Source organism: Streptomyces antarcticus (assembly GCF_026627255.1).
Classification (GTDB): Bacteria; Actinomycetota; Actinomycetes; order Streptomycetales; family Streptomycetaceae; genus Streptomyces; species Streptomyces antarcticus.
The window spans coordinates 1-14,678 of record NZ_JAPNLM010000018.1; the positions used below are offsets into that span (position 1 = coordinate 1).

A 14,678-nucleotide genomic window follows, 5' to 3' on the forward strand; every position below is an offset into this window, starting at 1 on the left:
CGGAGCCCCACAGGACTTTTTCAAAGGAACCTCATCCACCGAAATGGACGGGGTATCAACTTTTGGCGTTGATTTTTGGCACGCTGTTGAGTTCTCAAGGAACGGACGCTTCCTTTGTACTCACCCTTTCGGGCTTTCCTCCGGGCTTTCGTTCTGTTCTTGCGTTTCCGACTCTATCAGACTCTTTCGGGCCTGACTTCCTCGGTGCTTTCCAGGTATTCGCTTTCGCGTTTTCCTTTCCGGCGATTCCGACTCTATCAGAACCTTTCGGGCCTGACTCCCAGTCAGCGGGCTTTGCCTTCCGGGCTGTTCGGCCCTTCCGGCGAGTGAGACAGTAGCGGATTCCCTGCCCCCGAACCTAATCGGCGGCTGCGTCCTCGGACGCGGATTCCTCATTCGCAAATACACATGAAAACGGGACGACAAAGCGAGTCGCGCGTTCGAATGGGTAGTGCGGGATGGCTGTCCGGGGACCGACCGGGGTCGGCGCTCACTTCGGACAACTCGAAGAACCTTACGGACCGGGCACAGGTGTGTCAACCCCCGGCTGTCCGGCCACACGGAGGTCCCGGATCTCACCTCGTCCTCACCCCCCGCGGTCTACGCTGGAGCCATGACTACGCACGTGCTCACGCTCAGCCTTCGCTGGTGGGCCGCCTGACGGCGGCCGGACCTTCACGCGAGCACGCACGCGCTCACGGCCGCCGCCTCGGCGGCCGTTTTCGTTTCTCCCCTCCCCGGGAGTGGCTCGGTCGCCGACGCGGTGGCCTCGTACACACCACTCAACGAGGGAGAGCGGACATGACGAGGATCTTCAGCGGGGTCAAGCCGACCGGGCATCTGACGCTGGGAAACTACCTGGGGGCCGTGCGGCAGTGGGTCGCCGCCGACCAGGAGCCGGACGAGGCGCTGTTCTGCGTCGTCGACCTGCACGCGCTGACCGTCGAGCACGAGCCGGCGCGGTTGCGCAGACTCAGCCGGCAGGCGGCGACGCTGTTGCTCGCCTCGGGGCTCGATCCGGAGCGGTGCACGCTCTTCGTGCAGAGCCACGTCGACGAGCACACCCGGCTCGCGTACCTGCTGGAGTGCACCGCCACGGACGGCGAGCTGCGGCGGATGATCCAGTACAAGGAGAAGGCTGCGAATGCGCAAGCCGCGGGGGACGGTGTGCGGCTGTCGCTGCTCACCTATCCCGTGCTCATGGCCGCCGACATCCTGGCGTACGGGACGCAGGAGGTGCCGGTGGGCGAGGACCAGCGGCAGCACGTCGAACTGACCCGGGATCTGGCCGTGCGGTTCAACCAGCGGTACGGGCACACGTTCACCGTCCCCAGGGCGACGCATCCGGCGGTGGCCGCGCGGGTCATGGACCTTCAGGATCCGACGTCGAAGATGGGGAAGTCCCACGAGAGCGGGGCGGGCATCGTCTACCTGCTCGACGAGCCGGAAGTGGTCCGCAAGAAGGTGATGCGGGCCGTCACCGACAGCGGGGACGGGGGCGTGGTCTACGACCGGGAGGCGCGGCCCGGGGTCGCGAACCTGCTGGACGTCCTCGCCGCCTGCACCGGCGGTGAGCCGGGGGAGCTGGCCGGCGGGTACCAGGGGTACGGGTCACTGAAGCGGGACGTCGCCGACGCGGTGGTCGAGCTGCTGCGGCCGGTGCGGGAGCGGCACGCGGAGCTGGCCGCGGATCCGGCGGAGGTCGAGCGGGTGCTGCGGGCCGGGGCCGGGCGGGCGCGGGAGCTGGCGCGGCCGGTGGTGGACCGGGCGTACGCGGCCATCGGGCTGCTCGGCAGGTGAACGGCGACGGCCCGTAAACGGCGTACGGGCCCCCGGGGGCGGGGGCCCGTACCGCTCGGACCGGGGGTCAGCTGTTGCCGGAGGCCAGCTCGCGGCTGCGGTCGCGCGCCGCTTCGAGGGCGGCGATCAGGGCGGCGCGTACGCCGTGCTTCTCCAGCTCCACGATGGCGTTGATGGTGGTGCCGGCCGGGGAGGTGACGGCCTCGCGGAGCTTGACTGGGTGCTCGCCGCTGTCGCGGAGCATCACGGCGGCGCCGACTGCGGCCTGCACGATCAGGTCGTGGGCTTGGGCGCGGGGCAGGCCGAGGAGGATGCCGGCGTCGGTCATGGCCTCGACGAGGAAGTAGAAGTACGCGGGCCCCGAACCGGAGAGGGCGGTGGCCGCGTCCTGCTGGGACTCGGGGACGCGCAGGGTCTTGCCGACGCCGCCGAAGATCTCCTCGGTGTGCAGGAGGTGCGCGGCGGTGGCGTGGCTGCCTGCCGAGATGACGGACATGGCCTCGTCGACGAGGGCGGGGGTGTTCGTCATGACGCGGACGACGGGGGTACCGGGGCTGAGCCGTTCCTCGAAGAAGGAGGTCGGGATGCCGGCGGCGCCGCTGATGATCAGGCGGTCGGCGGGGACGTGCGGGGCGAGCTCGTCGAGGAGCCTGCCCATGTCCTGCGGCTTGACGGTGAGGATGAGGGTGTCGGCGCGCTTGGCGGCCTCGGCGTTGGAGACGGCCTCGACTCCGTAGCGGGACCGCAGCTCCTCGGCGCGTTCCGGGCGGCGGGCCGTGACGAGGAGCTTCGAGGCGGGCCGGCCGCCGCGGATCATCCCGCTGACGAGGGCCTCTCCGATCTTGCCGGTACCGAGGACTGCGACTGTCTGGGTCATGCCCGATTCACCTCGCCGAACTTCTCTTGCACGCGTGCTGGGGATACGTCCTCATCCTCGCACCCGGGGGCGGAGTGGCGGGCGGGTGTCCGGTCCGTGGTCCGTGGTCCGTGGTTTCCGGCCGGGTCGCGGGGTGCGTCAGGGAGTGCGGCGGCGGAGGGTGGCGGCGCCGAGGCCGAGGACGAGTACGGCGCAGGCGGCGACGATGACGGCGTCGCGGACGAAGGCGGCGGTCATGTCGGGGTGGGTGAGGACCTGGGTCATGCCGTCGACGGCGTAGGACATGGGCAGGACGTCGGAGATGCCGGAGAGGACGGGCTGCATGGTGTCGCGGGGGGCGAAGAGGCCGCACAGGAGCAACTGGGGGAAGATCACCGCCGGCATGAACTGGACGGCCTGGAACTCGGAGGCCGCGAAGGCGGAGACGAAGAGGCCCAGCGCGGTGCCGAGGAGCGCGTCGAGGAGGGCCACGAGCAGGAGCAGCCAGGGGGAGCCGACGACGTCGAGGCCGAGCACCCAGAGCGCGAGACCGGTGGCGAGGAGGGACTGGACGACGGCCACGGCGCCGAAGGCGAGGGCGTAGCCGGCGATGAGGTCGCCCTTGCCGAGCGGCATGGCGAGGAGGCGTTCCAGCGTGCCGGAGGTGCGCTCGCGCAGGGTGGCGATGGAGGTCACCAGGAACATCGTGATGAGCGGGAAGATCCCGAGGAGCGACGCTCCGATGCCGTCGAAGGTCTGCGCGTTCCCGTCGAAGACGAAGCGGAGCAGCGTCAGCATCAGTACGGGGACCAGCAGCATCAGGGCGATGGAGCGGGGGTCGTGGCGGAGCTGGCGCAGGACGCGGGCGGCGGTGGCGGCGGTGCGGGCGGGACTCAGGGCGGCGTTCATCGGCTCTGCTCCCCGGCGGTGGTGGGGGCGGGGGGTGCTGCGGTGGTGGGGGTCCCTGCGGCAGGGGTGGTCGCCGTGCTCGTCTTCGCGGCGGCGTTGGCTTCGTCCACGAGGCGGAGGAAGCCCTCCTCGACGGTGGCGGAGCCGGTGCGGGTGCGCAGGGCGTCGGGGGTGTCCTGGGCGAGAATCCGGCCCTCGCGCATGAGGAGGAGGTCGTGGCAGCGCTCGGCCTCGTCCATGACCTGGGAGGACACGAGGATCGTGGCGCCGCGGGTGGCGGCGATGTCGTGGAAGAGGTTCCACAGGTCGCGGCGCAGGACGGGGTCGAGCCCGACGGTGGGTTCGTCGAGGACGAGGAGTTCCGGCGTACCGAGCAGGGCGACGGCGAGGGAGACGCGGCTGCGCTGGCCGCCGGAGAGGGCTCCGGCGAGAGCTCCGGCGCGGGAGGAGAGGTCCACGTCGGTGATGGCGCGGGCGACGGCTGCGGAGCGGCGGTCGGCGGCGGCCCGGCCGGGGTCGAGGACGGCGGCGAAGTAGTCGAGGTTCTGCCGGACGGTGAGGTCGTCGTAGACGGAGGGCGCCTGGGTGACGTAGCCGACGCGGGAGCGGAGCTCCGGGTGACCGGCGGGGCGGCCGAGGACGTCGAGGGTGCCGGTGACGTGGGCCTGGGTGCCCACGACGGCGCGCATGAGGGTGGACTTCCCGCAGCCGGAGGGGCCGAGGAGGCCGGTGATGCGGCCGCGGGGGACGTCGAAGGCGATGGAGTCGAGGACGGTACGGGGGGTGCGGCCGGTGCCGCGGCGCACGGTGAGGCCGTGGGCGTGGATGGCGGCCGGGGTACGGGCCGGGGTGCGGGCCGGGGTGCGGGCCGGGGCTCCCTCGGCCGAGTTATTCATCATGTGATGAATAATGCTCCCGCCGATGCCGGTCGTCAATCGGCGGGACGGAATTCGGCCCCGGCGGGCCCCGGGAGGCGAGTACGGATGCCCGCCGGGGCGGGGGCGAGGGCGGGGGCGAGGCGGTGGGCCCGGACGGGCGCGGTGGGCCGATGGCCCTGCGGGGCGGGACGGGCGCGGTGGGGCGGTGGCCCGGTGGCCCAAGACGGGCCCGGTGGGGCGGTGGCCCGGGACGGGCGCGGTGGGGCGGTGGCCCGGGACGGGCGCAGTGGGCCGACGGCCCGGCGGCGACCTCCGGCGGAGTGCCGGGCGGCGTGGTGGCCGCGGTGGAACGCGCATGCCGGGGGGCGGTTCCCCGCGGGCAGCAGGCAACGGGGCCGCGTGACCGCGGGCGGTGCGGGCGGTGCGGGCGGTGCGGGCCCCATCAGCGCAGGCGGCGTCGCCGCAGGCAGCGACTAGCGCGGGCGGCTCAGGTGCGGGCGGCGGGTCCCGGAACGCACCGCGTGGGCAGCGGCACGGCGCACACGGGGTCCCGGACGGGCCCGCGTGGCCGCGGGCGGTGCGGGCGCGGGCAGCGCGGGCGCGGGCAGCGCGGGCGCGGGCAGCGCGGGCGCGGGCAGCGCGGGCGCGGGCAGCGCGGGCGCGGGGGGGCTCAGGCGCGGGGGGGCTCAGGCGCGGGGGGGGCTCAGGCGTCGGAGGTGGCGTTGCCTCGGGCGGGGGGGGTCATTTCTTGCGCTTGGGGCGGCGGGCCGCCGGGTTGCCCGTGCGGGAGCTGCGGCGGCGGGCGTACTCGGTGGTGGCGCGCTCGTACTCGGCGCGGCGCAGCTTCTCCCCCGGGGCCTCGAAGAAGCAGCGGATGAAGTACGCGATGAGGGAGCCGATGAAGCCGATGGTCTTGAGGCCCTTGAGCGCGGTCTCGTCGGACGACGGGGCGGCGCGGCGGCTGAAGGAGTCCCAGGTCTTGGCGAAGGCGATGGAGCTGGCGATGGCGAAGAGGACGACGACGGAGATGCTGAGGAAGGGGCCGACGTTGCCGATCTCCAGGCCCTCGTACGACAGGCGCAGCAGGACGGCCGCCGCGACGGCGGTGAGCAGGGAGCCCACGGACATGGCGGCGCGGCGCAGGGCGTAGCCGCCGTCGTGCTTCACCCAGGTGGTGCCGAAGAACGGGATCGGCTCGGGCTCGGGGCCGGTGGGCTCCTGCGCTGCCGGGGCCGCGGCCGGCTCGGCGGGGGTCTGGTCTCGCTGCTCGTCGCTCACACCGGCGATTATCCCCCGCCGGGCCGGACGGGCCGGGTGCGTCTCGCGGGGCGGGACGGTGGCCCCGGGGTTCCTGTGACTGGTGTGGGCCGTCGCGGGCCCGTGCGCGCCGTGCGCGCCGTGCGGGCTCGGGGGGCGGACGCCGGGCGGGGATGGGGCCGGGCCCGCGCCGTCCGGAGGCGGACGGCGCGGACCCGGCCGGATCCGAGAGGGGCGCCTTACGCGCAGCGGCCGGCCACGTAGCCGTCGGTGCCCGTCTTCACGTAGGCGTCCGAGACGAATCGACCGTTGCCGATGCAGTCCCAGATGTTGGTGGTGCCGTACGGGCCGCTGATGTTCGTCCCGGGGCACTGGCAGCGGATCGTGACGTACCCGCCGACCGGCAGGACGTCGATGATCGAGTAGTTGGTGCCCGGGCCGCTGCGGACGTTGACCCGGCTGCCGGGCGCCAGCGGGAACGTCGGCAGGCCCGCCTCGGCGGTGGTGGCAGTGGCTACAACGGCGGCGGCGGCCTGGACTTGGCTGGAATCGTTCTCAATGGACATGTGGAAACTCCCCCCTTGGGTGTTGCTCTGCGCAACGCGCGCAGGGTACCAAGCCCTTGGGTGTGCGTATGGCCGATGGACTAGGCTCCGGCGGGGGTGGTGAGCCGTGCATTCGCTGCGCGCGGACTACGCGGGGTTTCCGGAGTACGCCGGGCGGTACCGGCTCCAATCCGTGCTCGGCTCCGGCGGCATGGGTGTGGTCCACCTCGCCGATTCCAGTTCGGGGCTGAAACTCGCCGTCAAGGTCGTGCACGCCCAGCACGCGGTGGATCCGGAGTTCCGGGCGCGGTTCCGGCAGGAGGTCGCGGCCGCGCGGAGGGTGAGCGGGGCGTTCACCGCGCCCGTCGTGGACGCCGATCCGGATGCCGAGCGGCCGTGGATGGCCACCCTCTTCATCGACGCGCCGACGCTGTCCGAGCGGGTACGGGAGCGGGTGCTGGACCCCGTCGAGCTGACCCGGCTCGCCGCGGGCCTGGCGGAGGCCCTGCGGGACATCCACCGGGCGGGCGTCGTGCACCGGGACCTGAAGCCCAGCAACGTACTGATGGCCCCCGACGGGGTGCGGGTCATCGACTTCGGCATCTCGCGCCCGGCCGACAGCGACCTGCGGACCGAGACGGGCAAGCTGATCGGGACGCCCCCGTTCATGGCGCCGGAGCAGTTCCAGCGGCCCCGGGAGGTGGGGACCGCGGCGGACGTGTTCGCGCTGGGGGCGTTGTTGGTGCACGCCGCGACCGGGCGGGGGCCCTTCGATTCCGACAGCCACTACCTGGTGGCGTACCAGGTCGTCCACAGCGAGCCCGACCTGACGGGGCTGCCGGAGCGGCTCGCCCCGATCGTCGCGCGCTGCCTGGCGAAGGACCCCGCGCGGCGGCCGACGGCCGACGCGCTGATCTCGGAGATGCGCGCCGTCGCCTATCCGACCGCCGAGGACACCCAGGCCTTCATTCCCCGGGCGCGCCTGCCGGTGGCCGAGCGGCCCGCGTCCGGCGACGAGGTCACGCACCGGCGGGAGCGGCCCGCGCCGCCCGCCGCGGCGCCCGCCGCGGCGGGCGGGCGCCGGTGGCGGCGCGGGCCGGTGCTGCTCGGCGCCGCGCTCGGGCTGCTGCTCGCGGCGGGGGCGGTGACCGGGTACGCCTGGTCCGGTACGGGCGCCGAAGCTCCCGGGCGGCCCGCGTCCGGGACGCCGGCCCCGGGGACCGCGGGCGCCGCGGGCAAGCCGTTCTCGCCGTGGGCGGTGTCCCTGGGCGGCCACGCCGCGTCCTGTTCGGCGGAGGCTTCCGGCGGCGGCCTGTACTGCTCGGGGCGGGGGCTGGCCGCCGCACGGCTCGACCCCGCGGACGGCTCGGTGCTGTGGTCGGTCCGTACGGGCGCGCCCGCCCCCGGGGCGGTCACCGACAGTACGCCGCTGCACGCGGGCGGGGTGGTCCTCGCGGTGGCGCCCGGCAGCGAACTGCTGCAGGCGCTGGACCCGGCGTCGGGCGCGGAGCGCTGGCGGCGCCAACTGCCGGGCGGGGTGCGGGTGGTGACGGCAGGACCGTACGTACTCACGGTGGCCGCCGACGGCACGGTCACCGCCCTGGACGCTGCGGGCGGCGCCGAGCGCTGGACGAAGCGGATCGGCGGTGCGGGTTCCGTGTGGTGGGGCGGCGGTACCGCCGGTGCGGGCGGGCCCGTGCTCTACGCGGCGACGCCCGACGCGGGCGCCGGGTCGACCCTGCTGGCGGAGGTGGATCCGGCGACCGGGGCCGTGCGCTGGCAGACGCGGACCGCCGGGCGGCTGCGGCCGGTCGGGGTGGCGGGCGGCGCGGTGTACCTGCTGGACAACGACGCGGGCGCCCGGACGGGTGGCGTCGTACGGGTGGACGCGGCGACCCGCGCCGTCCACCGGGTGCGGCTGGCTGCCCCGCTGTACGAGGTGGAGGCGTCGGTGGGCGCGGACGGCACGGTGTACGCGGTCGAGGCCCGGGGCGGGCTCGTGGCGGTCGGACCGGACAAGGAGCGGTGGCGGCTGGAGACCGGCGCGGGTGCCGCCTCCCGGCCGGTGGCCGCCGACGGGCGCGTGTACCTGACGGCGCAGGACGGGCGGCTGTTGACGGTCGACGCGGCGGCCGGGCGGTTCGCGGGACAGACCGAGCCCCGGGTGGGGGTGGGTCAGGCCGTGTTCAGCGCGACCCTGCCCGCACCGGTGGTCGCCGACGGGCGGGTGTACGCGGCCGCGCCCGACGGGTCGGTGTTCGCGGTGTCGGTACGGGACCCCGGCGACACGGGCTGACCGGGCCGACCGGGCCGCCACCGGCTGGCCGGACGGTTCCGGCCGACGGACGGTACCGGCTGGCGGGTTCCGGCCGACCGGGCGGTTCCGGGTCCCGCGCCCGCCGGATGGCACGCGTACAAGACGGGACCCCGCCGGGCGGCGCGCCCGGCGGGGTCCCGTCACAGCGGTGGTGGGGCTCAGCCCAGCAACGACACGTCGCGGACCGCGCCCTTGTCGGCGCTGGTGGCCATGGCGGCGTACGCGCGCAGGGCCGCCGAGACCTTGCGCTCGCGGTTCTTCGGGGCGTACACGCCGCCGAGGACCTCGTGCCGGGCCGCGAGCGTCGCCTCGTCGACGAGCAGCTCGATGGAGCGGTTCGGGATGTCGATCCGGATGCGGTCGCCGTCCTCGACCACCGCGATCGTGCCGCCCGAGGCGGCCTCCGGGGAGGCGTGGCCGATGGACAGGCCCGAGGTGCCGCCGGAGAAGCGGCCGTCCGTCACCAGCGCGCAGACCTTGCCGAGGCCGCGGCCCTTGAGGAAGGACGTCGGGTAGAGCATCTCCTGCATGCCGGGGCCGCCGCGCGGGCCCTCGTAGCGGATGACGACGACGTCGCCCGCCGTGATCTCCTTGCGGAGGATCTTGTCGACGGCCTCGTCCTGCGACTCGCAGACGACCGCCGGGCCCTCGAACGTCCAGATCGACTCGTCGACGCCGGCCGTCTTCACGACGCAGCCGTCGACCGCGATGTTGCCGCGCAGGACGGCGAGGCCGCCGTCCTTGGAGTACGCGTGCTGCACCGAGCGGATGCAGCCGCCCTCGGCGTCGAGGTCGAGGGTCTCCCAGCGCTCGGACTGGGAGAAGGCGCTGGCGGAGCGCTTGCAGCCGGGGGCCGCGTGCCACAGCTCCATCGCCGTGTCGGAGGCGGTGCCCGAGCGGGCGTCCCACTCGGCGAGCCAGTCCTCCAGGCCGTCGGAGTGGACGCTGGTGACGTTCTTGTTCAGGAGTCCGCCGCGGTGCAGCTCGCCGAGGATGGCGGGGATGCCGCCGGCGCGGTGGATGTCCTCCATGTAGTACGTGCCGCCGGGCGCCACGTTGGGCGCGACCTTGGAGAGGCACGGGACGCGGCGCGAGACCTCGTCGATGTCGGTGAGGTCGTACTCCAGGCCCGCCTCCTGCGCGGCGGCCAGCAGGTGCAGGATCGTGTTGGTCGAGCCGCCCATGGCGATGTCGAGGGCCATGGCGTTCTCGAAGGCCTCGCGGGTGGCGATGTTGCGCGGCAGGACCGAGTGGTCGTCCTGCTCGTAGTGGCGCTTGGTGATCTCCACGACCGTGCGGCCGGCGTCCTCGTACAGGGCGCGGCGGGCGGTGTGCGTGGCGAGGACCGAGCCGTTGCCGGGGAGGGCGAGGCCGATGGCCTCGGCGAGGCAGTTCATCGAGTTGGCGGTGAACATGCCCGAACACGAGCCGCACGTGGGACAGGCGTTCTCCTCGATCCGCAGCACGTCCTCGTCGGAGACGTTCTCGTTGGCGGCGTCGACCATGGCGTCGATCAGGTCGAGCTTGCGGACGGTGCCGTCGACGAGGGTGGCCTGGCCGGCCTCCATCGGGCCGCCGGAGACGAAGACGACCGGGATGTTGAGGCGCATGGCGGCCATCAGCATGCCGGGGGTGATCTTGTCGCAGTTGGAGATGCAGATCAGGGCGTCCGCGCAGTGCGCCTCGACCATGTACTCCACGCTGTCCGCGATCAGGTCCCGCGAGGGCAGCGAGTACAGCATGCCTCCGTGGCCCATGGCGATGCCGTCGTCGACCGCGATGGTGTTGAACTCGCGGGGGATCGCGCCGGCCTCGCGGATGGCGTCGGAGACGATCCGGCCGACCGGGGCCAGGTGGGTGTGGCCGGGGACGAACTCGGTGAACGAGTTGGCGACCGCGATGATCGGCTTCCCGATGTCCGCGCTCGCTACGCCCGAAGCGCGCATAAGGGCACGTGCGCCCGCCATGTTGCGGCCGTGGGTGACGGTGCGGGACCTCAGCTCGGGCATCGGGTTCACTCCCCATGGGGTGGCCGGCCGTACGGACTCGGCCGCGACTGTAGATATGAAGCAGTTACGAGGCTACGCCCCTCGCCCGCGATGCGGACACCCTGTCCGGATGCCGGGACGCGGGGCTCATTCTTCGGTCAGGTACCGCTGGAGCGTGGGCGCGACCAGTCTGATGATGTCCTCGGGGTCCGCCGACGCGAGGGGCTCGACCTGGACCACGTAGCGCAGGATCGCGATGCCGACCATGTGGGAGGCGGCGAGCTCGGCGCGGAACGTCGGGTCCGGGACGTCGAGGTCGGCGGCGATCCGCTCCAGCAGGCGGCGCAGGACGAGCCGGCGCAGCACGGCGGCCGCCGCCTCGTGGGTGAGGGCCGAGCGGATCACCGCGAGGAGGGGCGCGCGGGTGGCCGGGTTCTCCCAGACGCCGAGGAAGAAGCGGGCGAGGCGCTCGCCGATGCCGTCGGGCCCCTCGCCGAGGATCGCCGGGATCACCAGCGCCGGCTCCATGCTGACCTCGATGGCGGCGGCGAACAGGTCGTCCTTGCTGCCGAAGTAGTGGTGGACCAGGGCCGGGTCCACCCCGGCGGCCTTGGCGATGCCGCGTACGGAGGTCTTGTCGTAGCCGCGCGCGGCGAACTCGGAGCGGGCGGCGAGCCGGATGCGCTCCTGCGTGCCGGGGCCCTCGTCGGCCTCGTCGTGGCGCGGCCGTCCGGGGCCGCGACGGCGGCGCGGCGCGGGCGCCGGGGCGGGCGGGGGCGGGGTCGTCGGGGTCGGCTCGGGCACCGGCCGGTCCCCGGGCCCGGACGGCTCCGGCCCCGGCTCCGGTGACTCCTTCGGCTCCGTCACGTGCGCCGGGCCCGGGGCCGGGCGGCGGGGGCGCCGGGGGCGCCGGGGGCATCGGGTACGCCGGGGGCGCCGGGCGCGGTCGCGAGGTGCAGCCGGGTGAAGGCCAGCGCCTCGGCGAGGTCGGCCTCGCGCTCGGCGGCGGACATCGCGCGCCGGGTGTTGACCTCGATGACGACGTGGCCGTCGAAGGACGTACGGGCCAGGCTCTCCAGCAGCTCGGCGCAGGGCTGCGTACCGCGGCCGGGGACGAGGTGCTCGTCCTTCGCCGAGCCGTTGCCGTCGGCGAGGTGGATGTGCGCGAGCCGGTCGCCCATCCGGTCGATCATCGCGGTGGCGTCGGTACGGGCGGTCGCGGTGTGCGAGAGGTCGACGGTGAAGTGCCGGTAGTCGTCCTTGGTGACGTCCCACTCCGGCGCGTACGCGAGCATCTCGCGGTCGCGGTAACGCCAGGGGTACATGTTCTCGACGGCGAAGCGGACGTCGGTCTCGTCGGCCATCCGCCAGATGCCGGAGACGAAGTCCCGGGAGTACTGGCGCTGCCAGCGGAACGGCGGGTGCACGACGACGGTGGAGGCGCCGAGCCGTTCGGCCGCGGCCTGGGCGCGCTGGAGCTTGGTCCACGGATCGGTGGACCAGACGCGCTGGGTGATGAGCAGGCAGGGCGCGTGGACGGCGAGGATCGGCACCTGGTGGTGGTCGGAGAGGCGGCGCAGGGCGTCGACGTCCTGGCTGACGGGGTCCGTCCAGACCATCACCTCGACGCCGTCGTAACCGAGGCGCGCGGCGATCTCGAAGGCGGTCGCCGTGGACTCCGGATACACGGAGGCCGTGGAGAGCGCGACTTTCGCGGTCGGGACGCGGACTGGTTCTGCCACGGACACAGGGTACGGGGCCGACGCGGCGCCCGGCCCGGGCAGGGGGAAGGGGCGCCCGGGCCGGGCCCCCCGCTCCGGCGCGCGCCCTCACGGCCCGGGCCGCGCACCGGCCGGTCCGAGCTGGGGATACGGGGGCTGCCAGCCGGCTCGACGCGCTCTGTCAGGGGGGCGCGGCCCGGTGCGGGATGTCACGAGGGTCACCCGCCGGACCGGGCAGGCCGACTTTGCCGGACCGGCCGGACCGCGGCCGCTCCGGCCGCGCGGAGAGAGCGGAGAGAAGGGGACCACGGGGACCACCGTGGACGGCTTCACCGCTGCCGTCCAACTGCTGATCGCAGCCGCCGCCTTCCTGGGCATCCCACTCGTACGCGCCCGGTACGGGCCCCGCACCCGGTACGGGCCCCGCGCCCGGGCCGCGGCCGCGGCGGAGCCCGCCCGCCAGGGGGTGCCCGGCACGGTCCTCGCCGCGATCGGCATGCGCGCACCCCAGGGGGTTAGGGGGTGTCCGGCTCCCCCAACGGCGGCAGGTGGTCGAGCCTGCGCAGGATGACGCCCTCGCGCAGGGCCCAGGGGCAGATCTCCAGTTCCTCCACGCCGAAGAGGTCCATCGCGCCCTCCGCGACCAGCGCGCCCGCCAGGATCTGGTTCGCCCGCCCCTCCGAAACCCCCGGGAGGGCCGCCCGCTGGGCCGTCGTCATCGCTGCCAGGCGCGGGACCCACTCCTCCAGGGACTTGCGGGTCAGGTCCCGCTGGACGTACAGGCCGTCCGCCGAGCGGGCCGCGCCCGCGATGCGGGCCAGCTGCTTGAAGGTCTTCGACGTGGCCACCACGTGGTCCGGGGCGCCGAAGCGGCTGAACTCCCCGACCGAGCGCGCGATCTGGGCCCGTACGTGGCGCCGCAGCGCGCGGACGTCGGCCAAGTCCACCGGGTCCCCCGGCAGCCAGCCCGCCGTGAGCCGGCCCGCGCCGAGCGGGAGGGAGACGGCACGGTCCGGCTCCTCGTCCATCCCGTACGCGATCTCCAGCGAGCCGCCGCCGATGTCGAGGACCAGCAGCTTCCCGGCCGACCAACCGAACCAGCGGCGCGCCGCGAGGAACGTCAGCCGGGCCTCGTCGTCACCGCTGAGGATGGGCAGGTCGATGCCCGTCTCCAGCTTGACGCGCGCCAGGACCTCGTCCGCGTTCGTGGCCTCGCGGACGGCGCTGGTCGCGAAGGGGACGAGGTCCTCGCAGCCCTTGTCCTCGGCGGCCTGCACCGCTTCGCCGATCACCGACACCAGCAGCTCGACGCCCGCCGGCGTGACCGCGCCGTGCTCGTCGAGGAGCTCCGCCAGGCGCAGGTCCACCTTGTGCGAGTGCGCGGGCTGGGGGCGCGCACCGGGGTGCGCGTCGACCACCAGCAGATGGATCGTGTTCGAACCCACGTCAAGGACACCGAGTCTCATAGGGGGAAACGCTACTGCGGCGAAGGACGGGTGGTCGCGTGAGGGGCGCTTAGGCTTTGGTTTGTGCCAAATACGAAGAAGGCCAACACGACCCGGTCGAAGAAGGACGCGGGCAAGGCCAAGGGCAAGCGCAAGCCCGCGGTACCCGACGAGAAGGGGCTCGACTTCCCCCGGGCCTGGGTGGAGTTCCCCGATCCCGCGGACGGGGAACAGGTCTTCCGCTGCGACCTGACGTGGCTGACCTCCCGCTGGACCTGCATCTTCGGCAGCGGCTGCCAGGGCATCCAGGCGGGCCGGGCGGACGACGGCTGCTGCACGCTCGGCGCGCACTTCTCCGACGAGGACGACGAGAAGCGCGTCGCGGAGAACGTGGCCCGGCTGACGCCCGAGCTGTGGCAGTTCCACGACGTCGGCAGCGAAACCGGCTGGACCCAGCTCGACGACGACGGGGAGAAGCAGACCCGCCGCTGGGAAGGCTCGTGCATCTTCCAGAACCGGCCCGGCTTCGCCGCCGGAGCGGGCTGCTCGCTGCACATCCTGGCGCTGCGCGAGGGGCGCGAGCCGCTGGAGACCAAGCCCGACGTCTGCTGGCAGCTGCCCGTCCGCCGGACGTACGACTGGATCGACCGGCCCGACGACACCCGCGTCCTCCAGGTGTCGATCGGCGAGTACGACCGCCGTGGCTGGGGGCCGGGCGGCCACGAACTGCACTGGTGGTGCACGTCGGCGACCTCCGCGCACGGCGCCGGGGACCCGGTGTACGTGACGTACCGGGCCGAGCTGACGGAGCTGATGGGCAAGGAGGGGTACGAGGAGCTCGTACGGCTCTGCGAGGCGCGGCTCGCCTCGCTGCTGCCGATGGCCCCGCACCCGGCGGACCCGGTCGCGCCCTGAGGCCCGCCGCGCCCCGAGGCCCGCCGCGCCCCGAGGCTGCGGGACCC

Annotated in this window: 12 protein-coding genes; 3 read left to right on the forward strand and 9 right to left on the reverse strand. The window is 73.9% G+C overall.

Annotation, left to right across the window (positions count from 1 at the left end):
- The first annotated feature begins 801 nt into the window (after positions 1-801).
- Positions 802-1,800 carry a tryptophan--tRNA ligase gene (gene trpS / locus OTB16_RS24900; protein WP_267723017.1) on the forward strand — a complete coding sequence of 333 codons (999 nt, stop codon included), beginning with the start codon at positions 802-804 and terminating at the stop codon, positions 1,798-1,800.
- Between the two features lie 67 nt (positions 1,801-1,867).
- Here the strand turns inward: trpS and proC are convergent, their stop codons facing one another.
- The 5 genes from proC to OTB16_RS24925 form a co-directional block, all read right to left on the reverse strand.
- Positions 1,868-2,677 carry a pyrroline-5-carboxylate reductase gene (gene proC / locus OTB16_RS24905; protein WP_267723018.1) on the reverse strand — a complete coding sequence of 270 codons (810 nt, stop codon included), beginning with the start codon at positions 2,675-2,677 and terminating at the stop codon, positions 1,868-1,870.
- Between the two features lie 138 nt (positions 2,678-2,815).
- Entirely contained in the window at positions 2,816-3,565 is a 750-nt protein-coding gene (locus OTB16_RS24910; protein ID WP_267723019.1) for an ABC transporter permease, read from the reverse strand.
- Positions 3,562-4,464, reverse strand: coding sequence for an ABC transporter ATP-binding protein (locus tag OTB16_RS24915; RefSeq protein WP_420717793.1), 903 nt, complete (start codon positions 4,462-4,464; stop codon positions 3,562-3,564). Before OTB16_RS24915 ends, OTB16_RS24910 begins: the two co-directional genes overlap by 4 nt.
- 720 nt (positions 4,465-5,184) lie before the next feature.
- A complete protein-coding gene (locus tag OTB16_RS24920; protein WP_383913356.1) occupies positions 5,185-5,721 on the reverse strand; it encodes a hypothetical protein in 537 nt (178 codons plus the stop codon).
- A 218-nt stretch (positions 5,722-5,939) separates the two neighbouring features.
- The gene (locus tag OTB16_RS24925; protein WP_267723020.1) at positions 5,940-6,266 is read right to left on the reverse strand and encodes a peptidase; all 327 of its coding nucleotides are present in this window, start codon (positions 6,264-6,266) and stop codon (positions 5,940-5,942) included.
- A 106-nt stretch (positions 6,267-6,372) separates the two neighbouring features.
- On the opposite strand from OTB16_RS24925, the gene OTB16_RS24930 reads away from it, so the two are divergent.
- Positions 6,373-8,541 carry a protein kinase domain-containing protein gene (locus OTB16_RS24930; protein ID WP_267723021.1) on the forward strand — a complete coding sequence of 723 codons (2,169 nt, stop codon included), beginning with the start codon at positions 6,373-6,375 and terminating at the stop codon, positions 8,539-8,541.
- A 179-nt stretch (positions 8,542-8,720) separates the two neighbouring features.
- On the opposite strand, the gene ilvD is transcribed toward OTB16_RS24930, so the two are convergent.
- The 4 genes from ilvD to OTB16_RS24950 form a co-directional block, all read right to left on the reverse strand.
- Positions 8,721-10,571, reverse strand: a complete 1,851-nt coding sequence (gene ilvD / locus OTB16_RS24935; protein WP_267723022.1) for a dihydroxy-acid dehydratase — start codon at positions 10,569-10,571, stop codon at positions 8,721-8,723.
- Positions 10,572-10,697: 126 nt separating this feature from the next.
- Positions 10,698-11,354 carry a TetR/AcrR family transcriptional regulator gene (locus tag OTB16_RS24940; protein ID WP_267723024.1) on the reverse strand — a complete coding sequence of 219 codons (657 nt, stop codon included), beginning with the start codon at positions 11,352-11,354 and terminating at the stop codon, positions 10,698-10,700.
- A 59-nt stretch (positions 11,355-11,413) separates the two neighbouring features.
- Positions 11,414-12,292, reverse strand: coding sequence for a sugar phosphate isomerase/epimerase family protein (locus OTB16_RS24945; RefSeq protein ID WP_267723025.1), 879 nt, complete (start codon positions 12,290-12,292; stop codon positions 11,414-11,416).
- Between the two features lie 494 nt (positions 12,293-12,786).
- On the reverse strand, positions 12,787-13,737 hold the full coding sequence (locus tag OTB16_RS24950; RefSeq protein ID WP_267723026.1) for a Ppx/GppA family phosphatase: 951 nt from the start codon (positions 13,735-13,737) through the stop codon (positions 12,787-12,789).
- Positions 13,738-13,800: 63 nt separating this feature from the next.
- Between OTB16_RS24950 and OTB16_RS24955 the strand changes: the two genes are divergently transcribed.
- Positions 13,801-14,631: a DUF3109 family protein gene (locus OTB16_RS24955; RefSeq protein WP_267723027.1), complete on the forward strand. Its 831-nt coding sequence runs from the start codon at positions 13,801-13,803 to the stop codon at positions 14,629-14,631.
- Positions 14,632-14,678: the final 47 nt, after the last annotated feature.

Bases quoted from the DNA above. Each gene is read 5' to 3' on its own strand.
- trpS (WP_267723017.1), top strand. From the start codon at position 802: ATGACGAGGATCTTCAGCGGGGTCAAGCCGACCGGGCATCTGACGCTG.
- proC (WP_267723018.1), bottom strand. From the start codon at position 2,677: ATGACCCAGACAGTCGCAGTCCTCGGTACCGGCAAGATCGGAGAGGCC.
- OTB16_RS24910 (WP_267723019.1), bottom strand. From the start codon at position 3,565: ATGAACGCCGCCCTGAGTCCCGCCCGCACCGCCGCCACCGCCGCCCGC.
- OTB16_RS24915 (WP_420717793.1), bottom strand. From the start codon at position 4,464: ATGATGAATAACTCGGCCGAGGGAGCCCCGGCCCGCACCCCGGCCCGC.
- OTB16_RS24925 (WP_267723020.1), bottom strand. From the start codon at position 6,266: ATGTCCATTGAGAACGATTCCAGCCAAGTCCAGGCCGCCGCCGCCGTT.
- ilvD (WP_267723022.1), bottom strand. From the start codon at position 10,571: ATGCCCGAGCTGAGGTCCCGCACCGTCACCCACGGCCGCAACATGGCG.
- OTB16_RS24950 (WP_267723026.1), bottom strand. From the start codon at position 13,737: ATGAGACTCGGTGTCCTTGACGTGGGTTCGAACACGATCCATCTGCTG.